The organism is Mycobacterium sp. NGS48, from assembly GCF_059812585.1.
This window is the reverse complement of sequence record NZ_JCALCY010000002.1, coordinates 1-23415: the sequence shown is the minus strand read 5'-3', so window position 1 is coordinate 23415 and position 23415 is coordinate 1. Positions and strand designations below refer to the sequence as shown.

The 23415-nt window shown below is 66.8% G+C and carries 26 protein-coding genes and 1 riboswitch; of the genes, 15 read left to right on the top strand and 11 right to left on the bottom strand.

Annotated features, from left to right (window positions below; all coding sequences use genetic code 11):
* Positions 1–38 precede the first annotated feature (38 nt).
* Complete coding sequence (gene metE / locus AC5Y42_RS03730) at positions 39–2318, bottom strand: 5-methyltetrahydropteroyltriglutamate--homocysteine S-methyltransferase (RefSeq protein ID WP_499895916.1); 2280 nt, start codon at positions 2316–2318, stop codon at positions 39–41.
* Positions 2319–2448: 130 nt separating this feature from the next.
* A riboswitch (cobalamin riboswitch) is annotated at positions 2449–2676 on the bottom strand.
* An 18-nt stretch (positions 2677–2694) separates the two neighbouring features.
* Entirely contained in the window at positions 2695–3399 is a 705-nt protein-coding gene (locus AC5Y42_RS03725) for an SDR family oxidoreductase (protein ID WP_499895914.1), read from the bottom strand.
* An 86-nt stretch (positions 3400–3485) separates the two neighbouring features.
* Here AC5Y42_RS03725 and AC5Y42_RS03720 point away from each other — a divergent pair, with 86 nt between their 5' ends.
* On the top strand, positions 3486–4634 hold the full coding sequence (locus AC5Y42_RS03720) for a thiolase family protein (protein ID WP_499895912.1): 1149 nt from the start codon (positions 3486–3488) through the stop codon (positions 4632–4634).
* Complete coding sequence (locus AC5Y42_RS03715) at positions 4631–5419, top strand: enoyl-CoA hydratase-related protein (RefSeq protein ID WP_499895910.1); 789 nt, start codon at positions 4631–4633, stop codon at positions 5417–5419. The genes AC5Y42_RS03720 and AC5Y42_RS03715 overlap by 4 nt, the downstream gene beginning before the upstream one ends.
* Positions 5420–5430: 11 nt before the next feature.
* On the opposite strand, the gene AC5Y42_RS03710 is transcribed toward AC5Y42_RS03715, so the two are convergent.
* From AC5Y42_RS03710 to AC5Y42_RS03700, 3 genes are read right to left on the bottom strand one after another with little or no spacing between them, the layout of a single operon-like run.
* Positions 5431–6444 carry an NAD(P)/FAD-dependent oxidoreductase gene (locus AC5Y42_RS03710; protein WP_499895908.1) on the bottom strand — a complete coding sequence of 338 codons (1014 nt, stop codon included), beginning with the start codon at positions 6442–6444 and terminating at the stop codon, positions 5431–5433.
* A gap of 49 nt (positions 6445–6493) precedes the next feature.
* Complete coding sequence (locus tag AC5Y42_RS03705; RefSeq protein ID WP_499895906.1) at positions 6494–6997, bottom strand: isoprenylcysteine carboxyl methyltransferase family protein; 504 nt, start codon at positions 6995–6997, stop codon at positions 6494–6496.
* A 3-nt stretch (positions 6998–7000) separates the two neighbouring features.
* A complete protein-coding gene (locus AC5Y42_RS03700) occupies positions 7001–8086 on the bottom strand; it encodes a type III polyketide synthase (RefSeq protein ID WP_499895904.1) in 1086 nt (361 codons plus the stop codon).
* A 224-nt stretch (positions 8087–8310) separates the two neighbouring features.
* Here AC5Y42_RS03700 and AC5Y42_RS03695 point away from each other — a divergent pair, with 224 nt between their 5' ends.
* Entirely contained in the window at positions 8311–9450 is a 1140-nt protein-coding gene (locus AC5Y42_RS03695; RefSeq protein WP_499895902.1) for an NAD(P)H-binding protein, read from the top strand.
* Positions 9447–10169: a CPBP family intramembrane glutamic endopeptidase gene (locus AC5Y42_RS03690; RefSeq protein WP_499895900.1), complete on the top strand. Its 723-nt coding sequence runs from the start codon at positions 9447–9449 to the stop codon at positions 10167–10169. Before AC5Y42_RS03695 ends, AC5Y42_RS03690 begins: the two co-directional genes overlap by 4 nt.
* 29 nt (positions 10170–10198) lie before the next feature.
* On the opposite strand, the gene AC5Y42_RS03685 is transcribed toward AC5Y42_RS03690, so the two are convergent.
* Complete coding sequence (locus tag AC5Y42_RS03685; RefSeq protein WP_499895898.1) at positions 10199–10999, bottom strand: enoyl-CoA hydratase; 801 nt, start codon at positions 10997–10999, stop codon at positions 10199–10201.
* 111 nt (positions 11000–11110) lie between these two features.
* Between AC5Y42_RS03685 and AC5Y42_RS03680 the strand changes: the two genes are divergently transcribed.
* The 3 genes from AC5Y42_RS03680 to AC5Y42_RS03670 are packed head-to-tail and all read left to right on the top strand — an operon-like array spanning position 11111 to position 14015.
* Positions 11111–12193, top strand: a complete 1083-nt coding sequence (locus tag AC5Y42_RS03680; RefSeq protein ID WP_499895896.1) for a CaiB/BaiF CoA transferase family protein — start codon at positions 11111–11113, stop codon at positions 12191–12193.
* Between the two features lie 54 nt (positions 12194–12247).
* The gene (locus AC5Y42_RS03675) at positions 12248–13000 is read left to right on the top strand and encodes a 3-hydroxyacyl-CoA dehydrogenase (RefSeq protein ID WP_499895894.1); all 753 of its coding nucleotides are present in this window, start codon (positions 12248–12250) and stop codon (positions 12998–13000) included.
* Positions 13001–13016: 16 nt separating this feature from the next.
* Positions 13017–14015 (top strand): NAD(P)H-dependent flavin oxidoreductase, encoded by a 999-nt coding sequence (locus tag AC5Y42_RS03670; RefSeq protein WP_499895892.1) that lies wholly within the window; start codon positions 13017–13019, stop codon positions 14013–14015.
* 148 nt (positions 14016–14163) lie between these two features.
* On the opposite strand, the gene AC5Y42_RS03665 is transcribed toward AC5Y42_RS03670, so the two are convergent.
* Entirely contained in the window at positions 14164–14295 is a 132-nt protein-coding gene (locus tag AC5Y42_RS03665) for a hypothetical protein (protein ID WP_499895890.1), read from the bottom strand.
* Between the two features lie 338 nt (positions 14296–14633).
* On the opposite strand from AC5Y42_RS03665, the gene AC5Y42_RS03660 reads away from it, so the two are divergent.
* From AC5Y42_RS03660 to AC5Y42_RS03650, 3 genes are read left to right on the top strand one after another with little or no spacing between them, the layout of a single operon-like run.
* Positions 14634–16973 (top strand): MMPL family transporter, encoded by a 2340-nt coding sequence (locus tag AC5Y42_RS03660; protein WP_499895888.1) that lies wholly within the window; start codon positions 14634–14636, stop codon positions 16971–16973.
* A gap of 1 nt (position 16974) precedes the next feature.
* A complete protein-coding gene (locus AC5Y42_RS03655; RefSeq protein WP_499895886.1) occupies positions 16975–17673 on the top strand; it encodes a TetR/AcrR family transcriptional regulator in 699 nt (232 codons plus the stop codon).
* Positions 17670–18308: a class I SAM-dependent methyltransferase gene (locus AC5Y42_RS03650; protein WP_499895885.1), complete on the top strand. Its 639-nt coding sequence runs from the start codon at positions 17670–17672 to the stop codon at positions 18306–18308. Before AC5Y42_RS03655 ends, AC5Y42_RS03650 begins: the two co-directional genes overlap by 4 nt.
* Before the next feature lie 29 nt (positions 18309–18337).
* On the opposite strand, the gene AC5Y42_RS03645 is transcribed toward AC5Y42_RS03650, so the two are convergent.
* Positions 18338–19051, bottom strand: coding sequence for an NAD-dependent deacylase (locus AC5Y42_RS03645; protein WP_499895883.1), 714 nt, complete (start codon positions 19049–19051; stop codon positions 18338–18340).
* A gap of 36 nt (positions 19052–19087) precedes the next feature.
* Between AC5Y42_RS03645 and AC5Y42_RS03640 the strand changes: the two genes are divergently transcribed.
* Positions 19088–19453 (top strand): Rv1152 family transcriptional regulator, encoded by a 366-nt coding sequence (locus AC5Y42_RS03640; protein ID WP_499895881.1) that lies wholly within the window; start codon positions 19088–19090, stop codon positions 19451–19453.
* Here AC5Y42_RS03640 and AC5Y42_RS03635 read toward each other — a convergent pair.
* Together AC5Y42_RS03635 and AC5Y42_RS03630 are read right to left on the bottom strand one after the other, a co-directional pair.
* A complete protein-coding gene (locus AC5Y42_RS03635) occupies positions 19450–20274 on the bottom strand; it encodes a class I SAM-dependent methyltransferase (RefSeq protein WP_499895879.1) in 825 nt (274 codons plus the stop codon). The two genes, AC5Y42_RS03640 and AC5Y42_RS03635, sit on opposite strands and share 4 nt — an antisense overlap.
* Before the next feature lie 24 nt (positions 20275–20298).
* On the bottom strand, positions 20299–20814 hold the full coding sequence (locus tag AC5Y42_RS03630) for a DUF1697 domain-containing protein (protein WP_499895877.1): 516 nt from the start codon (positions 20812–20814) through the stop codon (positions 20299–20301).
* A 77-nt stretch (positions 20815–20891) separates the two neighbouring features.
* Between AC5Y42_RS03630 and AC5Y42_RS03625 the strand changes: the two genes are divergently transcribed.
* The 4 genes from AC5Y42_RS03625 to AC5Y42_RS03610 all read left to right on the top strand — a co-directional run bounded on the left by AC5Y42_RS03625 (position 20892) and on the right by AC5Y42_RS03610 (position 22406).
* The gene (locus AC5Y42_RS03625; RefSeq protein WP_499895875.1) at positions 20892–21335 is read left to right on the top strand and encodes a PPOX class F420-dependent oxidoreductase; all 444 of its coding nucleotides are present in this window, start codon (positions 20892–20894) and stop codon (positions 21333–21335) included.
* A gap of 70 nt (positions 21336–21405) precedes the next feature.
* Positions 21406–21594 (top strand): DUF5302 domain-containing protein, encoded by a 189-nt coding sequence (locus AC5Y42_RS03620; protein ID WP_499895874.1) that lies wholly within the window; start codon positions 21406–21408, stop codon positions 21592–21594.
* 99 nt (positions 21595–21693) lie between these two features.
* Positions 21694–22263, top strand: coding sequence for an HhH-GPD-type base excision DNA repair protein (locus AC5Y42_RS03615; RefSeq protein ID WP_499895873.1), 570 nt, complete (start codon positions 21694–21696; stop codon positions 22261–22263).
* Positions 22260–22406 (top strand): hypothetical protein, encoded by a 147-nt coding sequence (locus AC5Y42_RS03610; protein WP_007169078.1) that lies wholly within the window; start codon positions 22260–22262, stop codon positions 22404–22406. The genes AC5Y42_RS03615 and AC5Y42_RS03610 overlap by 4 nt, the downstream gene beginning before the upstream one ends.
* Positions 22407–22419: 13 nt before the next feature.
* On the opposite strand, the gene AC5Y42_RS03605 is transcribed toward AC5Y42_RS03610, so the two are convergent.
* Complete coding sequence (locus AC5Y42_RS03605) at positions 22420–23376, bottom strand: Rv1157c family protein (protein WP_499895871.1); 957 nt, start codon at positions 23374–23376, stop codon at positions 22420–22422.
* Positions 23377–23415: the final 39 nt, after the last annotated feature.

Here is a 23415-nt window from a genome sequence, read left to right as displayed (position 1 = left end):
CGCACCGAAATCTCGCCGTGGCGTTACGCTCGCGCGGGCTAGGTGCCCGCTCGGACTTCTTCCGCTGCGCTCACCATGTGTTGCAGCGATGCCTTCACCTCGTCGATACTGCGCGTCTTCAGGCCACAGTCGGGATTGACCCACAGCCGCTCCGCGGGAACGGCTTTCAGCGCTGCTTGCAGTGATGTCGCGATCTCCGACTCGGCCGGCACTCGCGGCGAGTGGATGTCGTAGACGCCCGGGCCCACGCTGTTGGCGAAGCCGACCGCGTTGAGGTCGTCGAGCACCTCCATGTGCGAGCGGGCCGCCTCGATGGACGTCACATCGGCGTCCAGATCGGCGATCGCCCCGATCACTTCACCGAACTCCGAATAGCACAGATGAGTGTGGATCTGCGTCGAGTCGGCGACGCCGGACGTCGCCAACCGGAACGCGCCGACCGCCCACTGCAGGTAGGCGTCCTGATCGGCGCGCCGCAGCGGCAACAACTCCCGCAGCGCGGGTTCGTCGACCTGGATGACCCCGATGCCCGCCGACTGCAGATCCACCGTCTCGTCACGGATCGCCAGCGCAACCTGTTTGGCGGTGTCGGCCAGCGGCTGGTCGTCGCGGACGAACGACCACGCCAGGATGGTCACCGGGCCGGTCAGCATGCCCTTGATCGGTTTCTCGGTCAGCGACTGCGCGTACGTGATCCAGTCGACCGTCATCGGCTGCGGACGGGCCACGTCGCCGTAGAGGATCGGCGGGCGCACGCAGCGGCTGCCGTAGGACTGCACCCAGCCGTTCTGGGTGGCGAAGAATCCGTCGAGCTGTTCGGCAAAGTACTGCACCATGTCGTTGCGTTCCGGCTCGCCGTGCACCAGCACGTCGAGGCCGAGTTGCTCCTGCAGGGCGATGACGTCGGCGATCTCGGACTTCATCCGCGTGACGTACTCGCTCTGGTCGATCTCGCCGGCCCGCAAGGCCGCCCGGGCCTTGCGAATCGCCGAGGTCTGCGGGTAGGAGCCGATCGTCGTCGTGGGCAACAGCGGCAGCTGCAGCCGTTCCTGTTGGCTGCTGCGACGCTCGGCAGCGGGTCCACGTTGATTGCCCGATGCGACGATCGAGTCGATGCGGGCACGGATCTGGCCGTTGTGCAGCCGCGGATCCGAACGGCGCGAGGCCACCGCGGCGGCCGACGCCGCGATCTCGTCGGCCACCGCCTCGCGGCCGTCGCGCAGCGCACGTGCCAGCGTGACGACCTCGTGCACCTTCTCGGTGCCAAACGCCAGCCAGCTGCGCAGGTTGTCGTCCAGATCGGTGGCACCCTCTTCCAAGGCCAGCGAGTAGGGGACATGCAGGGTCGAGCACGACGTCGACACCGCAACTGACTGCGCCGACCCCAGCAGCGTCGCCAGCCGGCTCAGCGCGGACTCCAGGTCGGTGCGCCAGATGTTGCGGCCGTTGACGATTCCGGCGACCAGCGTCTTACCGGCCAGCTCGGGAATCGATGCCAGCTCCGCATCGGCGCCGCGGACCAGGTCCACGCCGATGGCCTCGACCGGCGTGCGCGCCAGTGCAGGCAGCGCAGCGCCGGGATCGCCGAAGTAGGTGGCGACATGGATCGCCGGCCGCCTGCCCACCGAGCCCAACGCGGTGTAGACCCGTTCGGCCAGCGCGGCCGCGTCGGCCGCGGCATCGGTCACCAGCGCCGGCTCGTCCAACTGCACCCACTGCGCGCCGTTGTCGGCCAGCAGCGACAGCAACTCGGTGTACACCGGGATCAGTTCGTCGAGGCGTTCGATCGGTGCGCCGGCACCATCCACCGGCTTGCTCAGCAGCAGGAACGTGATCGGGCCGATGACTACCGGCCGGGCTGGAATCCCTTGGTCGCGGGCCTCTTTCAGCTCGGCGAGCACCTTGTCGGGATGCAGCTCGAATCGGGAGCCGGGCGCGATCTCGGGAACCAGGTAGTGGTAGTTGGTGTCGAACCACTTGGTCATCTCCAGTGGCGCGACGTTGTCGTTGCCACGGGCCGCCGCAAAGTAACGGTCCATCTCGTCGGCCACGTTCGCGACCCTGGCCGGCAGCGCGCCGAGCAGTACCGAGGTGTCGAGCATCTGGTCGTAGTAGGAGAACGTGTTCACCGGGACGGAGTCCAGCCCGGCCGCCGCCAGTTCCGCCCACGTGTCGCGGCGCAGGGTGGCGGCGACGGACTCCAGGTCGGATCGGCTGGTCCGGCCGGCCCAGTAGCCTTCGGTCGCGCGTTTGAGTTCGCGGCGCGGACCGATGCGCGGGGACCCGGTGATGGTGGCGGTAAACGGTTGAGCGGTCACGTGTTCGTCCTTCACTCGACGTGGTGGTCACCGCCAGCGGACGCACAGCCGATCGGGTGCACTGCGCCCGTGGACACGGCAACCGGTACGGCCAACGCCCATCCCACGAGGCGGTGAGCCGCCGGACGCGGCGCGTCCGGCACAGCCGGCAGGTCTTCGGACTCGCAGGCACGCACCCGCGTGGTGCTCCTAATGGCCGTCGCTTCCCGGTCTCAGATTGTCAAGACCAGTGCTTCTAGACGGCGGTCGTTCCTGCATACCGCTGCGGGACAGTCCCGGATTCTCACCGGGTTCCCTCTCGCGACGCATAGCCAACATGCCTCGCTCGATGCCGGCACCTTGCGGCGACGGCAGACCAGCTGCGCAATCGAGCCTACTAGGTCTGATGGCGGCGACCCGCCGCGCCCGGCTTCGCCGCGCTTGCGATCGCCGCGTCGGCGGCCAGCGCTTCGACGATGGGCACGTCGCCGTTGTTGAACTCGATGGTTCGCCCGATCGTCGCGTCGTCGTGCAGCACAGCCGCCGCCACCAGCGCGACGTCTTCCCGGGTGACTTTCCGGCCATGCGGCGCGGCACCGACGGCGATGCGCCCCGTCGCGGGATCGAGGGTGAGCCGACCGGGTCCCAGTATGGTCCAGTCGAGATCACTGCTGCGCAGATGGGCGTCGGCGGCTGCCTTGGCCTCGGCATAGGGAAAGAACGGATCGTCTTGCGGCACACCGTGGTCGGGGCCGGCCCCGAAGTACGACACCATCACAAAGCGCCGAACTCCGGCCTTGGCGGCGGCGTCGATGACCCGGACGGCGGCGTCGCGGTCGACGGCGTAGGTGCGGGCCGGATTGCCGCCGCCGGCACCGGCGGAGAAGACCACCGCGTCATGCCCGGCCACCAGGTCGGCCAGGGCGTCGGTGTCGAGCTGCTCGATGTCGGCGACGACGGGTGTGGCGCCGGTACGGGCCACTTCCTCGGCGTGGTCGGGATTGCGGAAAACCGACGTCAGCGCGTCGCCGCGCTCGGTCAGGATTCGGGCCAGATGCGAGGCGACCTTGCCGTGGCCGCCGATGACGACGATGCGTGCCATGCCGCCGACGCTACCCGGCAACCCCGCTCCCGCCCCGCCCGGCGCCGTGGTCAACAATCGAGGCACACGAGTCAAAGGAGAACGTCATGGCTGAAGCCGTCATCGTCGAAGCGGTGCGCTCACCGATCGGCAAACGCAACGGTGGTCTGTCCGGGGTGCATCCCGCCGACCTGTCCGCCCAGGTGCTCAACGGGCTCGTCGGGAAGGCCGGCGTCGACCCCGAGCTCGTCGACGACGTGATCTGGGGATGTGTCATGCAGGCCGGTGAGCAAGCCCTCGACATCGGTCGCACCGCGTTGCTGACGGCCGGCTGGCCCGAGAGTGTGCCGGGTGTCACCGTCGATCGCCAATGTGGGTCCAGCCAGCAGTCGGTGCACTTCGCCGCCGCGGGCGTGGTCGCCGGTCACTACGACGTCGTCGTGGCCGGCGGTGTGGAGTCGATGTCGCGGGTGCCGATGGGTTCGTCGCTCGCCGGCGGCGGCAGGCCGTTCCCGCAGAGCTTCCTGGACCGCTACGATGGCGCGGTCCCGAACCAGGGCATCGGCGCCGAGATGATCGCCGAGCAGTGGGGATTCGACCGCGCCACGCTCGACCAGTTCTCCCTCGACTCCCACGAAAAGGCCGCTGCTGCACAAGATTCCGGGGCATTCGACGATGAGATCGTTGCCATCAAGGACCAGGATGGCAACACGGTTCTTAAAGACGAAGGTATCCGCCGCGGCACACCGATGGAGAAGATGGCCCAGCTCAAGCCGGCCTTCAAAGAGGACGGCGTGATCCACGCCGGTAATTCCAGCCAGATCTCCGACGGTTCGGCTGCGCTGCTGTTCATGTCGGCGGAGAAGGCGAAGTCGTTGGGGCTCAAGCCGATCGCCAAGGTGCACACCGCGACGCTGGCCGGCTCCAACCCGGTGATCATGCTGACCGGTCCGATCCCGGCGACCCAGAAAGCGCTGAAGCGCTCCGGGCTGAACCTGGACGAAATCGGTGCTTACGAGGTCAACGAGGCGTTCGCGCCGGTGCCGTTGGCTTGGCTGAAAGACATCGGCGCCGACGAGAAGAAGCTCAATCCCAAGGGCGGGGCGATCGCACTCGGCCATCCACTCGGCGGATCCGGGGCGCGGCTGATGACGACGCTGCTGTACCACATGCGGGACAACGGAATTCGCTACGGACTCCAGACGATGTGCGAGGGCGGCGGACAGGCCAACGCCACCATTCTGGAATTGCTGTGACGGATGCGGCGGCGCTCTCCGAGCGCCGCGGCAACGTCTTGGTCATCACGATCAACCGGCCTGAGGCCCGCAACTGCGTCAACGGCGCAGTGAGTACCGCAGTCGGCGACGCGCTGGAACAGGCGCAAAACGACGCCGAGGTGCGTGCGGTCGTCATTACCGGCGCCGGCGACAAATCGTTTTGCGCCGGAGCCGATCTCAAGGCGATCGCGCGTCGGGAGAACCTCTATCACCCCGACCACGGTGAGTGGGGATTCGCCGGCTACGTGCACCACTTCATCGACAAGCCCACGATCGCCGCGGTCAACGGCACCGCCCTTGGCGGTGGCACCGAGCTGGCGCTGGCCAGCGACTTGGTGGTCGCCGAGGAGCGCGCGCAGTTCGGGCTGCCCGAGGTGAAGGTGGGTCTGATCGCCGGCGCCGGCGGAGTGTTTCGGATCGTCGACCAGCTGCCCCGCAAAGTCGGCCTCGAGATGCTGCTGACCGGTGAGCCGATCACTGCGGCCCAGGCCGCCAAGTGGGGCCTGATCAACCAAGTTGTGCCGGACGGCACCGTGCTGGAGGCCGCGCTGGCGTTGGCTGAGCGGGTCACCGTGAACGCGCCGCTGTCGGTGCAGGCCAGCAAGCGGATCGCTTATGGTGCCGACGACGGTGTCATACCCGGGGAGGAACCGGCCTGGGCCCGAACCACGCGTGAATTCGGCACGCTGCTGAAATCAGAAGACGCCAAAGAAGGGCCGCTGGCGTTCGCCCAGAAGCGCCCACCGGTCTGGAAGGCTCGCTAGCGGACCGCGAACTACTGCGCCAGCGTGTTCACCGCCTGCCGGAAAACGCCGGGCAGGGCTTTGGCAGCCGGGACGATGGCACGCCGGGCCGGACGCACGACGGTGCTCAATATCAGTGCGCGGGTGAGCAGGCGGTAGTCGCGGGTGATCCGCCGCCACGCCTGCTCATACGACGACGGAGTCTCGTCGACGATGGCGCTGATCGCTGCGGCGGCCTGCTTGACCGCCAGGCTGATGCCTTCACCGGTCAGGGCGTCCTCGTAACCGGCTGCGTCGCCTACCAATAACACTCGTCCGGCAACCCGTCGGGAGACCACCTGACGCAGCGGACCACAGCCGCGGGCTCGTCCGGGCTGGGCGCCGCGTAGTCGGCCTGCCAGTCGGGGGAACCACTCCAGCTCCGGTTGGCGATTGCACAGGATCGCGACACCGACCAGATCCGGCTCGACCGGCGTCACGTACGCCTCGCCCCACCGCGACCAGTACACCTCGACGAATTCCGACCATGCCGGCACCGCGTAGTGCCGGCGCACGCCGTACCGTCGCGGCCGACCGGCAACCGCCGTGATCCCGACGGCGCGACGCACCGCTGAATGCAGGCCGTCGGCTGCCACCAACCACTTTGCGCGCACTCCGGCTGCGATCACGCCGGTGGCGTCCTGCTCGACGCTGTCGACCCGGGTCGAAATCCATTCGGTATCTTGCTCTTTGGCGCGGGCCGTTAACGCCGAATGGAGGGTGGTGCGTCGCACGCCGCGGCCGGGACCGTCGCGAAAGCGTGCCTCGGCCCGCCGGTGTTCGCTCACATACGCGATGCCGCGGAACGGCAGACCCGCGGGATCTACGCCAAGTGATTTGAGTTCGGCCAGACCGCCGGGCATCAAACCCTCACCGCAGGCCTTATCTATCGGGTCCGCTCGCGGCTCAGCCACCACCACCGAAAGTCCTTGTCTGCGAGCATGTAACGCCGTAGCGAGACCCGCCGGGCCGCCGCCGACAATCAGCACATCAGCGTCGTACGTCATGTGCGCCGCTCCTCCTCATCGCTGCGCTCTGCATCGTCGCCGGCGCGCGTCACGATGCGTAACCCAGCGCCTGGTTTTCCACCCGGATTCGCACACTCAGCAGCGCTGCGTTGGCGAGTGTGAATGCGGCTGCGGTCAGCCACGCCGAATGCACCAACGGCAGGGCCACGCCCTCGGCGACCACAGCCAGATAGTTCGGATGGTGCAGCCATCGGTAGGGCCCTCGTCGCACCAATGGCGCGTGCGGCACGACGATGACCAAGGTATTCCAGCGACGGCCCAGCGTTGCCACGCACCACCAGCGCAAGACCTGGCTGGTTGCCACCACCGCCAGCATCGGCCAGCCGAGCCAGCCGACGAACGGCCGATGCAGTGCCCACACCTCGAGGACACAGCCGAGCAGCAGGGCGGCGTGGACGGTGACCATCACCGGGTAGTGCTTGCGGCCGAACTCTTTACCGCCGTGTGCGAAAGCCCAGCGCGCGTTGCGCTTGGAGATGACCAGCTCGACCAGTCGCTCGATGCCGATCGCCAGGATCAGCAGGTAGTACACGATCTACCAGCCGAGCAGCACGAGTTCAGAGCAGAAGGCCGGGCCCATGGCGATCATCAGCCCCAGCGATCCCTGCGGCGGCGGATCGGCCATGTTGGCCCGAAGCACGTCGAGCACGGATACCGAGGAGAGGTTGCCGTTGGTGCGCAACGAATTCCGGGTGTGATCCAGGGCATCGGCGGGCAGGTCCAGGACATTTTCGACGGCATCGATCACCCGTGGACCGCCCGGGTGACAAACCCAGGTCGAGATGTCGGAGGTGGTCAGTCCGTTGTCGCTGAGGAACTGGCGGACGTCTTCGCCCAGGTACTTCTCCGCGACGGTGGCGACCTCGACGGACAAAACGATCTTGAACCCCTCGGCGCCGATGTTCCAGCCCATCACGTCCTCGGTGTCGGGGTAGATGCGGCTGCGGGTGGCCAGTACCCGTGGCCCAGCAGCCGGCCGATCGGACCCTTTGGCGATGACGACGCCTGCGGCGTCGCCAAAGAGGCTGGAGGCGACCAGATTGGCCATCGAATGGTCATCTCGCTGGATGGTCAGCGAGCAGAGTTCGACGGCCAGCAGCGCCGCCACCTGATCGGGGTAGGCGCGCAGATAGTCGGAGATCCGGGCGATCCCGGCGGCGCCGGCCACACAACCCAGCCCGAACAGTGGCAGCCGTTTGACGTCAGGGCGAAGGCCGACCCGGGTGGCCAATCGCGCCTCCAGGGTGGGCACCGCAAGCCCGGTCACCGTCGTCGACAAGACGATATCGACCTCGGAAGGTCTGACTTTGGCGGCATCGAACGCCGACAGCAGCGCCTGCTCGCCGAGATCCAGGGCGACCTCGAGAAAGGCGTCGTTGGCCTCGGTGAAGCCGCTCAGTTCGGCGTAGCGCGACAGTGGCAGCGCGTGGTGGCGCGACGCGACTCCGCTGCTGGCGGTGAACCGGGCGAACTCAGCACCGCCGAAGCCGGTCACCGCGGAGGCTATGTCGTCCTGACTGCTGAAGTGCGGCGGAAATTGGATTGCCACTGCCGTGAGAGATGGGGCTGCCGGCGTATTGGCCGTCGGTACGCGCAGCCCAGAGGTCTCGGGGCGCATCATGTCATTATCCATGTAGGGCAGTACGTTACTGGCGCATTGTTAGTTCAGCCAAACAATTGCACATGTGTGTAATGCGACGACGGTCAAGTCGTTGTCTCGCAGCGGAACTCAGCTGTATCCGACGGCACAACAGTCTGCGCAAAAATATCGCGGCGGCCACCAGCCGATTACTCGGCGCACGTTTCCACCCCACCGGCACCGCCATCATCGCTAGGTTGGGGGTTGTGCGGATTCTTGTGACAGGTGCCACTGGCTACATCGGATCGCGCCTGGTTACGGCGCTGCTCGCGGAAGGCCACCATGTATTCGCCGCGACCCGTGACCCGGCGCGCCTGGGCCAGTTCGGCTGGGTCGACGACATCACAGCGGTTGCTCTGGATGCCTCCGATCCCGCCTCGACGCGCGCGGCGCTGGCTGTCGCCGGCCCAATCGACGTCATCTACTACCTGGTGCACGCCATCGGTCAACCCGGCTTCCGCGACGTCGACCAGAGCGCGGCTGCCAATGTTGCGGCCGCCGCCAAGGACGCTGGGGTGCAGCGGATCGTTTACCTGGGCGGCTTCGTACCCGATGACGACAATTTGTCCGAGCACTTGACCAGCAGAGCCGAGGTGGCCGCAGCGCTCACCACCGACGGTGGACCGGAAGTGGTGTGGCTGGGAGCGGCGCTGATCATGGGCGCCGGTTCGACGTCGTTCGAGATGCTGCGCTATGTCGGCGACCGGTTTCCGCTCATGCCGATACCGCCCTGGATGGATAACCCGGTGGACCCGATCTCCATCCGGGACGTGCTGCACTACCTCGTCGCCGCCGCTGACCCGGGGCGAGTACCCGCGGGCGCCTACGACATCGCCGGCCCCGACACCACGTCGTACCGGGAACTGCTGAAAACCTATGCGCGCATTTCCGGCAAATGGCACACCGGTCTGCCGGTGTGGGGTTTGGACACCGCAGTGGCGTCCCGCGTCACGGCGATCGCATTGCCGGTGCCCGACGGGTTGGCTGCCGATCTGGTCGAATCGCTGGATCACCCGATGCGGGCCTCTGGCGCCGGCCTGCGGGATCTGGTGCCCGACCCGCCCGGCGGACTGATCGGTGTCGACGAAGCCATCACCCGAGCGTTGTCCAAGCGCCGACCGCGCCCGGTCAACGCGCTGGCCGACCCGCATCACCTCGCCGACAGCGATCCGGTGTGGGCCGGCGGTGACACGTTGCGCATCCGGCGGCTCGCCAAAGCTGTGACACCGCCGATAGCACGGTCTGGTCTTGGGCTGGTGAACGCGGTCCCCGGCCCGATCGCCGGAGCGCTGCGAACCGGCCTCGACATACTGATCACTCTGACCCCGAAGGGGCATCTTGCATGACCGACCTCAGTACTCGCCCGCACACCAGCGCGTTGCAGGAGATCCGCGGCGCGATCACCAATGTCGCGGTACCGCACCATGAACCGCCGTCGGTGGTGCGCAGGCGGCGCATCGTGGTCGCGATCGTGCTGGTACTCGGTGCGGTGGTGCTGGGACTCTCCATGACCCGGCGTCCCGGCGAAGCGAGTTTCTACTGGCTGACGCTGGCGTTGAGCGCGGTGTGGCTGGTCGGCGCGTTTGCCTCCGGACCGCTCCATCTGGGCGGCATCTGCTGGCGCGGCCGCAACCAGCGCCCGGTGATCACCGGCAGCACCACCGGCTTGGTGCTCGGCGGTGTGTTCGTGCTCGGAGGGGTTATCGCCAAACAGATTCCGGCCGTTTCGGATCTGATCACCAGGGTCTTTCAATTCGCCGAACAGGGCTCGTGGCGGCTGACTTTGGCCATCGCGCTGCTCGGTGCTATCGCCGAGGAATTGTTCTACCGCGGGGCGCTGTACACCGCGTTGAGTCGACATCATCCGGTAGTCATCTCGACGGTCATCTACGTCGTCGCCACGCTGGCCAGCCAAAATCTGATGCTGGGATTCGCGGCGATCATTCTCGGTGCGGTGTGTGCGTTGGAGCGCCGCGCGACCGGCGGGGTACTGGCGCCGATACTGACCCACTTCGTGTGGAGCCTGGTCGTGATACTCGCGCTGCCGCCGTTGTTCGGGTTCTAGCCGTCGGCCAGTGTGACCCGCCCCGACACTCAGCGGTCGGTGAAGTTTGGGGTGCGGCGTTGCTGGAAAGCCGTTGCGCCCTCGATGAAATCGTGGGATTTCAGCAGCCTCGCCTGACCCTGCAGCTCGCGGTGCAGCGCCGGCTCCAACTCGGTGAGCGTGGCTGCGTTGATGGCCTCCTTGGTCTTGGCGAAGGCCACTGCCGGTCCGGACAGCAGCCCGGACACCACCTTGTCGACCTCCGCTTCGAAGTCGGCTGCGGGGTACACCGCGCTGATCAGCCCACTGGCCAGTGCGTCGGCGGCGGGTAGGCGTTCGGCTAGCAACGCCATCCGCATAGCCCGGGTGCGGCCGATCGCGGCGGCGACCAACGCCGACGCGCCGCCGTCGGGCATCAAGCCCACCTTGGTGAACGCGAGCATGAAAAATGCTGCGTCCGAAGCCAATACGAGGTCACAGGCCAAGGCCAGTGATACACCGACACCGGCGCACGGTCCCTGCACAACGGCGACGACCGGTCGCGGCACCGCAGTGATCGCCTGCACTGCGCGGTTGGCTTCCACGATGATGTCCGTCGCCGGGCCTCGGCCGGTGACGTCGTCGGCGCTCATCCCGGCGCCGGAGCTGAAGCCCCGGCCGGCACCGCCCAGCCGCACCAGCTTGACGCGCGGATCGGCAGCTGCGCGCTCCATCGCCTCAGCGATGCCGGCTAACACCGGGGTCGTCAGCGAATTGAGGCTGTCGGGCCGATCGATCGTCACCGACAGCACCCCGTCGGCCAGCGCGACGGACAGGCCCTCAACGGGTGTAAGGACGGTTGAATTCACCATGCGGATTACCTTAAGTGACCGGGCTGCATGGCAGTCGGGCCCGGCTGCGAAGATGCCACTGGGTTCGCCGCGCCGGCGATCGCCACGGTGTCTCGACAAGGAGGTCGGTAGATGGCGGGACCGCTGACAGGGCTGCGGGTGGTCGAACTGGCAGGCATCGGGCCGGGCCCGCATGCTGCAATGATCCTCGGAGACCTCGGCGCCGACGTGGTGCGCATCGAACGGCCGGGCTCGCCCGGCGCGGGGACTCCGCAGTCCACGCTGCGCAACCGACGGCTGGTGACCGCCGACCTCAAATCCGACGAGGGACGCGACCTGGTACTGAAGTTGGCCGCCAAGGCCGACGTGCTGATCGAGGGCTACCGCCCCGGCGTCACCGAGCGGCTCGGCTTGGGCCCGCAGGACTGCGCGAAGGTCAACGACCGGCTGGTGTATGCCCGGATGACCGGCTGGGGCCAAACCGGTTCCCGCAGCCAGCAAGCCGGACATGACATCAACTACATCTCGCTCAACGGCGTCCTGCACGCTATCGGCCGAGCGGGCGAGCGGCCGGTGCCGCCTCTGAATCTGGTCGGCGACTTCGGCGGCGGGTCGATGTTCCTGTTGGTCGGCATCCTGTCTGCGCTCTGGGAGCGGCAGACCTCGGGCAAGGGCCAGGTCGTCGACGCCGCCATGATCGACGGGTCGTCGGTGTTGGTGCAGATGATGTGGGGGATGCGGGCGTCGGGCGTCTGGTCCGACGAGCGCGGCACCAACATGCTCGACGGCGGCGCGCCCTACTACGACACCTACGAGTGCTCCGACGGCCGCTATGTCGCGGTAGGCGCCATCGAGCCGCAGTTCTACGCGGCGCTGCTGGCCGGTCTCGGGCTGGACAGCGCCGACTTGCCAGGGCAAAACGACGTCACGCGCTGGCCGGAGCTGCGGGCCCGGCTCACCGAGGCGTTCGCCGCCAAAGACCGCGATCACTGGGCTGGGGTGTTCGCCGATTCCGATGCCTGTGTGACGCCGGTACTGGCCTTCGGCGAGGTGGAGATCGAGCGGCACGTCACCGAGCGCAACACCTTCTACCAGGCCGACGGCGGGCTGCAGCCGTTGCCGGCGCCGCGGTTCTCGCGAAGTGTTCCGGACGTGCCGCGGCCGCCGGTACAGCCCGGAGGCAACGTCGAAGCCATCCTCGACGACTGGGTATAGTCCCGACCAACCAGTAGGTCGGCGCCCGCGGTCGGCCGGAAAGGAAATTTTCGCGTGGAGATCAAAGACGCCGCAGCACTGGTCACCGGCGGTGCGTCCGGCCTGGGCCTGGCCACCACCAAGCGGCTGCTTGACGCGGGCGCACAGGTAGTCGTGCTCGACCTCAAAGGCGAAGAGGTGGTTCGCGAGCTCGGCGACCGTGCCCGATTCGCCCCGGCCGATGTCACCGACGAAGACGCCGTCACCTCCGCGCTCGATCTGGCAGAGACGCTGGGCCCACTGCGGATCGTGGTCAACTGCGCCGGCACCGGCAACGCCATTCGAGTGCTGGGCAAGGACGGCGTCTTCCCGCTGGCGGCGTTCCGCAAAGTGGTCGACATCAACTTGATCGGGACGTTCAACGTGTTGCGGCTGGGTGCTGAGCGGATCGCCAAGACCGACCTGATCGGCGAAGAACGCGGCGTCATCATCAACACCGCCTCGGTCGCGGCCTTCGACGGCCAGATCGGTCAGGCCGCGTACTCGGCGTCCAAGGGCGGCGTGGTTGGTATGACCCTGCCGATTGCCCGCGACCTGGCCGGCAAAGGTATCCGGGTGATGACGATTGCCCCCGGTCTGTTCGACACCCCGCTGCTGGCCGGTCTGCCCGAGCCGGCCAAGGAGTCGCTGGGCCAGCAGGTGCCGCACCCGAGCCGGCTGGGCAAGCCCGACGAGTACGGCGCGCTGGCCGTGCATATTGTCGAAAACCCGATGCTCAACGGCGAGGTCATCCGTCTGGACGGCGCGATCCGGATGGCGCCCAGGTAGGAGAACAGAAAAGCCGATGCTGACGACGAAGTTCACCGAGACGTTCGGGGTCGAGCACCCGATTGTGCAGGGCGGCATGCAGTGGGTGGGTCGTGCCGAGTTGGTGGCCGCGGTCGCCAACTCGGGCGCGCTGGGTTTTTTGACCGCGCTGACCCAGCCGACCCCGGCCGATCTGGCCCATGAAATCGCCAAGACGCGGGACCTCACCGACAAGCCGTTCGGGGTCAACCTGACAATCCTGCCGACGATCAACCCGCCGCCCTACGATGAATACCGCCAAGTCATCGTCGACGCCGGCATCAAGATCGTCGAAACTGCCGGCTCGAACCCGGCGCCGCATCTGCCGATGTTCCACGACAACGGGATCAAGGTGCTGCACAAGTGCACGTCGGTGCGCCACGCGGTCAAGGCGCAGAGCCTGGGGGTCGACGGCATCAGCATCGACGGGTTCGAGTGCGCCGGCCATCCCGGCGAGGACGACATCCCGGGCCTGGTGCTGATCCCGGCGGCCGCAGCCAAAATCGACATCCCGATGATCGCCTCCGGCGGGTTCGCCGACGCCCGCGGGCTGGTCGCCGCGCTGGCGTTGGGCGCCGACGGTATCAACATGGGTTCGCGATTCATGTGCACGGCCGAGTCGTGCATCCACCAGAACGTCAAGGAAGCCATCGTCGCCGGCGACGAGCGGGGCACCGAGTTGATCTTCCGTCCGCTGCGCAACACCGCGCGGGTGGCGTCCAACACCGTCTCACGTGAGGTCGTCGAAATCCTGGACAGCGGCGGCCAATTCCCCGATGTGCAGGAATTAGTGGCCGGAGCGCGCGGCCGCACGGTGTTCGACGACGGCGACGTGGAGGCCGGCATCTGGTCGGTGGGCACCGCGATGGGACTGATCAACGACATTCCCTCAGTCGAAGAGTTGGTGTCGCGGATCGTCGCGGAGGCCGAAGAACTGATCACCGACCGGCTGGGTGACATGGTCAGCAGCGGCGAAGACGAGAAGATTTCCGCCTGACAACGATGCAGCCGCGTGGCGGCTGCGGAGAAGGAAGGCAATCGGGGCGGGGCCCAGCGGGGGGCTTCAGAACAAAAGCAGGACCAACATCGAGGGCACAATCACCTCATCAGCGCAGCGGCCGCAGGGGCCACGCCTTTCGCGACAGTCAGCTCGCGGTAGGTAGCGGGTGCCAGTCGTCGACCTGCTCCGCGGTCACGCCCTCTACCAGCATGTCGCCGTGGTAGAGAGCCTCGAAGTCGGCCTTGATGACGTCGGCACTCGAGTCGTCGATCCACATGTCTATGAGCGTATGGGTCACCATTAAGGAATCGTTGAGTCACGATTCGGAAAATGATGGCAATTCTTACCGCCGGGTAGGGTCGCTCCGCCACGGCGCCCTGGCCGCTCGGCCCGCACAGAAGCATGGGACTAAAGGTCCGGGTTGTCGGAAACTGACTATTTGTCAGATGTCTAAAGTCATACGCTCGGGAACGCATGTTTTGACGGTCGGCGTTGCGGTGAACCATCCCGGATACCCACAACGTCCTAACTGCTAGGACTTCGAGGCCATTGCCTCGAATTGCGCGTAACTTATCGCTGATAAGTTATCGTTGGTATGGCGGCGGAAGGACGCGCATGCTGCAGCGAATCGCTGGACTGGCGCTGGTCGCGCCCGGGAAGATCATCGCGGCGGCCGTCGCGGTGCTGGTGGCGGCCGTCGTCTTCGGCATACCTGTGGCCAAAAGCCTGTCCGCGGGCGGATTCCAGGATCCGACGTCGGAGTCGGCGCGGGCCATCCAGTTGTTGACCGACAAATTCGGCGAGAGCGATCAGAAGATGCTGGTCGTGGTCACGGCGCCGGCCGGCGTCGCTAGCCAGCAGGCCCGCGAAGTCGGCACCGGCATCGTCGCGCACCTGCAGCAGTCTCCGATGGTCTTCAACGTCTCCTCGGCGTGGACCTCGCCGCAGGCCAGCGAGTTGGTGAGTACGGACGGCAAGTCCGGGTTGATCGTGGCCAACCTCAAGGGCGGCGAGAACAACGCGCAGAAGTACGCCCGGACGCTGTCGGACGAGGTGGGCCACGACCGCGACGGGGTCACGGTCAAGGCCGGCGGAGTGGCGATGGTCTATGCCCAGATCACTGATCAGAATGAGCGTGATCTGCTGCTGATGGAGTCGATCGCGATTCCGCTGAGTTTCGTGGTGCTGGTATGGGTTTTCGGCGGTCTGCTGGCGGCGGCGTTGCCGATGATGCTGGGTGGGCTGGCCATCGTGGGCACGATGTCGGTATTGCGGTTCGTCAGCTTCAGTACCGAGGTGTCGATCTTCGCGCTCAATCTGAGCACTGCGTTGGGGCTGGCGTTGGCCATCGATTACACGCTGCTGATTATCAGCCGCTACCGCGACGAGCTGGCTGACGGCACACCGCGCGACGAGGCGCTGATCCGGACCATGGCCACTGCAGGGCGCACCGTGCTGTTCTCAGCGACCACGGTTGCGTTGTCGATGGCAGTCATGGTGCTGTTCCCGATGTATTTCTTGAAGTCGTTCGCCTACGCCGGCGTGGCCACCGTGGCGTTCGTGGCGATCGCAGCCGTCGTCGTGACCCCGGCGGCGATCGTGCTGCTGGGGTCGCGGCTGGACTCGCTGGACGTGCGGCGGCTTGCGCGTCGGGTGCTGCGGCGTTCGGATCCGCTGCGTAAGCCGGTGGAGCAGCTGTTCTGGTATCGCTCAACGAAGTTCGTGACGCGCCGGGCCGTGCCGGTCGGATTGGCGGTCGTCGCCTTGCTGCTGCTGCTCGGGGCTCCGTTCCTCTCAGTGCGGTGGGGGTTCCCCGATGATCGGGTGCTACCGCCGTCAGCATCGCCGCATCAGGTCGGTGACCAGCTGCGTAACGACTTCACCGATGATTCGACGACGGCGGTGTCCGTCGTCGTCCCCGACGTCCGCGGCCTGAGCCCGGGAGACCTCGAGCGCTACGCCGCCGACTTGTCGCGGGTGCCCGACGTGTCGGCGGTCACCGCCCCGAGCGGCACCTTCGTGGCGGGTAATCGGGTGGGTCCACCGGCCGCGGCCACCGGTTGGTCCGACGGCAGCGCGTTTCTGACCGTCGCCAGTACCGCGCCGCTGTTCTCCCAAGCCTCCGGCACCCAACTCGACCGGTTAAATGACGTGTCCGGCCCGGCCGGCCGCGACGTGGAAATGGCGGGGTTGGCGCAAATCAACCGCGACAGTGTGCACGCGATCGTGACGCGGCTGCCGCTCGTGCTGGGGTTGATCGCCGTCATCACGTTCGTGCTGCTGTTCCTGCTCACCGGCAGTGTGGTGTTGCCGCTCAAAGCGCTGGTGCTCAACGTGTTGTCGCTGACGGCGGCGTTCGGCGCGCTGGTGTGGATCTTCCAGGATGGCCATCTCGGCGCGCTGGGCACCACTCCGAGCGGAACGTTGGAGGCCAACATGCCGGTGCTGCTGTTCTGCATCGCGTTCGGGTTGTCGATGGATTACGAAGTGTTCCTGGTGTCGCGGATCCGGGAGTACTGGCTGGCGTCCGGAGCCGCCCGGCCTGCGCGACCGACCGCGGCCCAGGCGCGTGCCGCCAACGACGACAGTGTGGCGCTCGGCCTGGCGCGGACCGGCAGGGTCATCACCGCGGCGGCGCTGATCATGTCGATCACGTTCGCCGCACTGATCCCCGCGCACGTGTCGTTCATGCGGATGTTGGGCATCGGCTTGACCCTCGCCGTGCTGGTGGATGCCACCCTGGTGCGCATGGTGCTGGTGCCCGCGTTCATGCACGTGCTGGGTCGGTGGAACTGGTGGGCGCCCACACCGTTGACGTGGCTGCACGCGCGGTTCGGCATCAGCGAGGGCAGCGCCGCGACGCCGGCCGCACGCGCACCCGTGGCACTGCCTACCCGGGGCGAGCACGACCACCACGCGGAACAGGCCGCCGCGTCGATCACGGACGGTCGATAGGGTGCCAGCGGAGAATTGTCGTCGTCGGCGGGCACCCCGCGGGTCGGGCGATCTGCTTCGCGACGAGATCTTGGACGCCGCCACTGAGCTGCTACTGGAAGTCGGCCAGGCCAAGGCGGTTTCGATCCGGTCGGTGGCCCAACGCGTCGGTGTGACGCCGCCGTCGATCTACCTGCATTTCGAGGACAAAGAAACGCTGCTGGACGCGGTATCCGCACGCTATTTAGAGAAGCTTGACCAGGAAATGCAGCGGGTAGCCGTGGGTCTGTCATCGACCGCGGAGGTGCTACGGGCTCAGGGCGTGGCCTACGTGCGGTTCGCGACGCAGTCTCCCGAGCTGTACCGGATCGCCACCATGGGGGAATGGCGCTCGGGAAGCGATGTCGACGCCGCGTTGGCCAGCTCGGCGTTCAAGCACTTGTGTGACACCGTGCAGACACTCATGGACGAGGGCATCTACCCGCTTGGTGACCCGACCGGGGTCGCCCTGCACCTTTGGAGCGCTGCGCACGGCGTAGCGTCGATGCTGATCGCCAAGCCGCACCTGCCGTTTGGTGATGTAGAAGAATTCGCTGACCAGGTGCTGTGCGCGGTGTCGTTTGGACATATCGTGGCGGGACTAGCCGGGGCGGATGCCACGCCCGAGCAGACGATGGAATGGTTGCTATTGCACCAATCGTCGAAAGGCTCGCGCGTATGACACCGGCATCCACTGTCGACAACCCGTTCTTCGCCCGGATCTGGCCCACTATCGCAGCACACGAAACCGAGCAGATCCGCGCGCTGCGCCGGGAGAATTTGTCCGGGCTATCCGGCCGGGTCCTGGAAGTCGGCGCCGGTGTCGGCACCAACTTTGCCTTCTACCCCAACTCCGTCGACCAGGTGGTGGCGGTGGAGCCGGAGCGGCGGCTGTCGGAGCGGGCCCGCGCGGCCGCAGCAGATGCCCCCGTTCCGGTCCGGGTAACGGACGACGCTGTCGAAGACTTCGCCAGCGATGAGCCGTTTGACGCTGTGGTGTGCTCGCTCGTGCTGTGCTCGGTGGGCGACCCCGATAACGTGCTCCGCCAACTGCATTCGCGGCTTCGGCCGGGCGGAGAGCTGCGGTATCTCGAGCATGTGGCCAGCGGCGGATTCCGGGGCCGGCTGCAGCGCCTGGCGGACGCGACGATCTGGCCGAGGCTGTTGGGTAACTGCCACACCCACCGGGACACCGAGCGAACAATCGTCGGCGCCGGTTTCGAAGTCGAGGACGCTCGACGGGAGTCGACGATGCCGGTGTGGGTGCCGTTACCGGTCTCGGAGTTCGCATTGGGCCGCGCGCGTCGCGCGCTTTGATTCTTGCGCCGACACTGCGGTGAGCGCGCCTAGTTGAGCAGGGCGGGCAGTTGTTGCAGCAGTGACGGGAGAGCCTTGCTGGCGCTTTCCCGGACGGTGAGCGTGGCACTGGCCGACAGCGGCGTCGGCTCGGGGTTTACCTCGATGACCGCCGCGCCGCGGGCCAACGCCACATCGGGCAGGCCGGCGGCCGGGTAGACGATGCCGGAGGTGCCGACGACGACCAGCACATCTGCCGCCGCGGTGGCCTCGACCGCGCTTTGCCACGTCTTCTCCGGTAGCGGTTCCCCGAACCAGACGATGTCGGGCCGGATCAATCCGCCGCAGGCGCAGATCGGCGGCTCGACTTCCAGCGCCGGTTCGGTCATCTCGGGCAGTTCACCGACGAAGCGTTCCTCACAAGCGGCGCAACGGAATTCGAATAGGCTGCCATGTAAGTGGTGCACCGGGGCACTGCCGGCACGCTCATGCAGATCGTCGACGTTCTGGGTGACGACGGTGACCTCGGCGTGGTGCTGCCAGGCCGCGACTGCGCGATGGCCGTCGTTGGGCTCGACGCGGCTCACCAGGTAGTGCCGCCATAAATACCAACCCCATACCCGTTCGGGGTTTTGCAGCCACCCTTGCGTGCTGGACAACTCATAGGGGTCGAACTTTGCCCACAACCCGTTCTTGTCGTCGCGAAACGTCGGCACGCCGCTCTCGGCGGAGATACCCGCGCCACTGAGCACCGTTACACGCACCCTACTAATGTAGCTGGACTGCGCGATACTGGGCATGTGCAACTGGGGGAGTGGCTTTGTATCGAGGACCAAGCGGGTCGCCCGCTGTTCGACCAACTCAGGACGCAGATCATCGACGCGATTCGCGCCGGCACGCTCGCGCCCGGCGCCCGGCTGCCCACTGTCCGGGAACTGGCGGGTGAACTCGGCATGGCAGTCAATACCGTTGCCCGCGCATATCGGGAGTTAGAGGCAGCCGGTGTCGTCGAAACGCGGGGTCGCTTCGGCACATTCGTCGCCAGGGCCGACCCGTCGGATCGCGCGATGGCGGACGCGGCCCTGGCATACGCCGACGCGGCGCGCGCGTTGGGAATCGGCAAGGCGGAGGCGTTGCGCTACCTCGACGACGCCTTCGGTGACTAGCCGAATTCCAGCAGCGTCAACGTCGGACGCAGCGAGTCCAGCGCACGGAACCGGTTAACGGCCGACAGCAGGGAGTTGAGCACCAGGCCGCGGCCCGGCGGCAGCCGTACATCGCTCACGGCGCGGACACCCGGCACGGTGTGCACCAGATCCGCAGCTTCGGTCACCGACATGGTGAACGGCATCGGCGGGAATTTATAGCGCCGTGAGATCCGATGCCCGCCCCGGGTATACCGGGCCAGCGAGGCCGGCGGCAGGTCAAAGAGCATCTGCCCACCGGGAAACCGCTTGGCGCACTCGGCGATCAGCCCGAGCGCCTCCTCAGGTTGCAGATACATCAACAGGCCCTCGGCGGTGACGAACACTCCGTGCGAGGGCTCGACGCGTTCGGTCCAGCTGTAATCCAGCGCGGACTGCGCGCATGCCGACACCCGCGGTGATCCCGGCAGCAATCGTTGGCGTAGATCGACGACGGGCGGGAGATCAACTGTCAGCCAACGGAATTGACCGTTAGGCAGAGAGGCGTCGAGACGCCAGAAACTGGTCTGCAAACCCTCGGCCAACGCCACCACCGTCGCCGACGGGTGGCGAGCCAGGTAGTGGCGGGTCTGGTTGTCGAACGCCAGCGCCCGCAGCGCCATGTCCTGGCGAGTCGCGCCGAACTTTGCGAAATCGAAATCGATCGAGTCAACGAGATTGATCGCCAACGGGTCGTCGATGACCGCGTCAGGGCGGCTGGCCTCCCGGGCGCGGGCCCGCAACGTTAGCAGGGCCGTTTCGGAAACCCCGGTGAGGGTGGCCGTTTGTCGGTCGGGACTCATCGGGGAAACCCTACCGGCCGCTGCTCAGCGCAGTACTTTGCCCAGGGTGCGGAGGTTGCGGGTGGTGGTCGATGGTTTGTAGCGCTTCTTGCCCATCGTCTTGCCGATAGTGCTGCCCAGAGTCTCGCCCTTGGGCACCTGCCAATAGACGACGCCGTCGCCGCGAGCGACTTTGTCGTCGGGCCCGGGTTCCAGCGCGCTGAGTTCGTCGAGCACCGCGGCGTCGGTGACGAAGGTGACGTAGGAGTGGTATCCCTCCAATTCGGGCTCGAACGGATAAGCCTCGACGATGTGGCGCACGGTGTCGACATCGTAGAGCAGCACCCAGGCGTCGTAGCCGAATCTCTTTCGCAGCACGCGCTCGGCCGTCGCCCGAACGGTGTCGGCGTCGGCGGTTGAGTCCAACAGCACGTTGCCGCTGGCCAGGATGGTGCGCACATTGTGCAATCCGGCGTCGGTCAGCGCAGTGGCCACCTCGGCCATCTTCAGGTTGACGCCACCGACGTTCACGCCGCGAAGGAATGCCGCATATCTGGTCATCCGGCCGCCTCGAAAAGCCCGCGATCCCAAGGATGAACGGCCACCATGTCGTGATGGTAACCGAGTAAGCTTCCCGCATGGGACGCCAAGTGTTCGACGACAAGTTGCTGGCGGTGATCGCCGACAACTCCCTCGGCGTGCTGGCCACCATCAAGCGCGACGGGCGTCCGCAGCTGTCCAACGTGCAGTACTACTTCGACGCCCGCCGCAACGCCATTCAGGTGTCGATCACCGAGCCACGGGCAAAAACGCGCAACCTGCGGCGTGACCCGCGGGCTTCGCTTCTCGTCAGCTCCGACGACGGCTGGTCGTATGCGGTGGCCGAGGGCCCCGCGGATTTGACCCCGCCGGCCGGCGCCCCCGACGACGACACCGTGGCGGCGTTGATCGCCTTGTACCGCAACATCGCCGGCGAACACCCGGACTGGGAAGAGTATCGCCAGGCGATGGTCACCGACCGGCGTGTGGTGCTGACGATGCCGATCGCCCACGTGTACGGCATGCCGCCCGGAAGGCGGTAGCCGCGCAGGCTTGGCGCGCATGCTTATCGGGCGGTACCCGCCCGCATCGTCACCGCGCTAGGCTGCCGTCATGGCAGCATCCAACTCCGAACCGGATTCCACCTCGGAGGACGAAACCAAGCGCAAGTTCCGCGAAGCCCTGGACCGCAAGAAGGCTAAGTCATCCGGCGGGTCGGCGCACAAGGACAACGGCGCCAAACAGTCGCGAACACACGGTCCGGTGGAGAACCGCCGTGAATTCCGCCGCAAGAGCGGATAATTACTGCACTACAAGGCTTTTCGCTGCTGCGCGGTCGCTATTTGCCGGCACTGTCGATGCCCGCGACGCGGTGCTGGCGGCCGGCTTTAAACTGTGCAAGTGCCCAACCTGCAGCTTGCCCAAGACCCGGCCGCCGACGCGTTGCTGGCGGCCAACCCGTTCGCTCTGCTCGTCGGCATGCTGCTCGACCAACAGGTGCCGATGGAAACCGCGTTCGCGGGCCCCAAGAAGATCGCCGACCGGATCGGTGGACTCGACGCCTCCGAGATCGCCGATTACGACCCGGACAAGTTCGCTGCCCTGTGCTCGGAAAGACCTGCAATCCACCGCTTTCCAGGATCGATGGCCAAGCGGATCCAGGCCCTGGCGCAGATCGTCGTGGATCGCTACCAGGGTGACGCCACCGCGCTGTGGACGGCCGGCGACCCGGACGGGGCGGAGTTGCTGCGCCGGCTCAAGGGCCTACCAGGTTTCGGCGAGCAGAAGGCACGAATCTTTCTGGCGCTGCTCGGCAAGCAATACGGCGTCACCCCGTCCGGCTGGCGGGCGGCCGCCGGCGAGTACGGCAAGGCAGGTACGCACATGTCGGTTGCCGACATCGTCGACGCCCGGTCACTCGACCAGGTGCGGTCCTACAAGAAGCGGATGAAGGGAAAGGCGGCAACGTGAAGACACATCTGACGTGTCCGTGCGGAGAGGCCATCGTCGGCAAGGACGAAGACGAATTGGTCGAACTGACCCAGGCGCACCTTGCCAGCGTTCATCCCGGCCTCGAGTATGACCGCGATGCGATCCTGTTCATGGCCTACTGACGGCTGAGCCGCGTTACGGCACCACCGTCGAACCGATGGTGGGCATGAACTGGCACTGCTTGTCCTTGGTGGTGACCTGTCCGAAGATCGTCGACATGATGCTGCCCGACCCGGTGTCGGCGATCGCGGTCAACGTCGTGGGCCCCTCGGGGTTGATGTCTGCTTGCGGCTTGAGCGTGGCGCTGCCCGACTTGCCGGTGGTCAGGTTGACCCAGGTGACGTTCAACGGCAGCTTCTGCACCTCGCCGGGTCCAGGTGTGCCAACCGCGGTGAATACGTAGGCGGTCTGGCCGGGTCTGGGGCCCGGTGTCGGGATCTTGGCCGGCCCCGCGACCGATAAGGCGGTCGCAATGGCGTTGCCTCCGTCGGCCAGGCAGTTGGTGCCGATCGACGGATACATGAAGTCCTGCGTGGGCGGAGCGTCGGGGTTGTAGGCCGGGGCGGCGGCTGGTGCCGCTGTGTCGGCAGGCGCCGGCGCCCCTGCCGATGGCGCTGGTGCACCGGCGGACGGTGCCGGAGCGGGCACCGGCGCGGCGACGGGCGCGATAGCCGGGGCCGGTGCCGTCGCGGCAACGGGGCCCGGGCCAGCGGCGTGGGCAGGGTCGATACCGGTGGGCAGATGTGCTTGGAAACCCGGTTCCACACCGACCGCCGGAATGTGGGCCGCTGGATCCTGCACGAACTGATTCACCGACGATGCAACGTTTTTCGATTCGGCCGGCACCGTGGGATTGCGCGAAAACGCCGACGCGGCAGCCATCAGCAGCTGCGACGCCTGCTGCGGGTCGCTGGCAGCCTGCTGGATGATCGGGCTCAACTGGTCGAGCGCCGGCAGGCCGGGCAACTGCTGAGACGGCGCCGGTGGCGCCGGCGCCGGGTCCGCAGCGGCGTTCGGGCAGAGCCCGAATGCCGTGGTTGAGGCGATGGCCGCGGCGGCCAAACCAATGGTCAGATTCGAAGTGCGTACCACGGTGTTCTCCCGATCCTCGGTTGTGGGTTAGCCGGCCAA

Excerpts from the sequence above, each read along its gene's own strand:
- AC5Y42_RS03710 (WP_499895908.1), bottom strand. The coding sequence starts at position 6,444 with ATGACGTACGACGCTGATGTGCTGATTGTCGGCGGCGGCCCGGCGGGT.
- AC5Y42_RS03620 (WP_499895874.1), top strand. The coding sequence starts at position 21,406 with ATGGCAGCATCCAACTCCGAACCGGATTCCACCTCGGAGGACGAAACC.
- AC5Y42_RS03700 (WP_499895904.1), bottom strand. The coding sequence starts at position 8,086 with ATGATGCGCCCCGAGACCTCTGGGCTGCGCGTACCGACGGCCAATACG.
- AC5Y42_RS03670 (WP_499895892.1), top strand. The coding sequence starts at position 13,017 with ATGCTGACGACGAAGTTCACCGAGACGTTCGGGGTCGAGCACCCGATT.
- AC5Y42_RS03685 (WP_499895898.1), bottom strand. The coding sequence starts at position 10,999 with ATGGTGAATTCAACCGTCCTTACACCCGTTGAGGGCCTGTCCGTCGCG.
- AC5Y42_RS03660 (WP_499895888.1), top strand. The coding sequence starts at position 14,634 with ATGCTGCAGCGAATCGCTGGACTGGCGCTGGTCGCGCCCGGGAAGATC.
- AC5Y42_RS03690 (WP_499895900.1), top strand. The coding sequence starts at position 9,447 with ATGACCGACCTCAGTACTCGCCCGCACACCAGCGCGTTGCAGGAGATC.
- AC5Y42_RS03680 (WP_499895896.1), top strand. The coding sequence starts at position 11,111 with ATGGCGGGACCGCTGACAGGGCTGCGGGTGGTCGAACTGGCAGGCATC.
- AC5Y42_RS03625 (WP_499895875.1), top strand. The coding sequence starts at position 20,892 with ATGGGACGCCAAGTGTTCGACGACAAGTTGCTGGCGGTGATCGCCGAC.
- AC5Y42_RS03720 (WP_499895912.1), top strand. The coding sequence starts at position 3,486 with ATGGCTGAAGCCGTCATCGTCGAAGCGGTGCGCTCACCGATCGGCAAA.
- AC5Y42_RS03630 (WP_499895877.1), bottom strand. The coding sequence starts at position 20,814 with ATGACCAGATATGCGGCATTCCTTCGCGGCGTGAACGTCGGTGGCGTC.
- AC5Y42_RS03665 (WP_499895890.1), bottom strand. The coding sequence starts at position 14,295 with ATGTGGATCGACGACTCGAGTGCCGACGTCATCAAGGCCGACTTCGAG.
- AC5Y42_RS03725 (WP_499895914.1), bottom strand. The coding sequence starts at position 3,399 with ATGGCACGCATCGTCGTCATCGGCGGCCACGGCAAGGTCGCCTCGCAT.
- AC5Y42_RS03650 (WP_499895885.1), top strand. The coding sequence starts at position 17,670 with ATGACACCGGCATCCACTGTCGACAACCCGTTCTTCGCCCGGATCTGG.
- AC5Y42_RS03635 (WP_499895879.1), bottom strand. The coding sequence starts at position 20,274 with ATGAGTCCCGACCGACAAACGGCCACCCTCACCGGGGTTTCCGAAACG.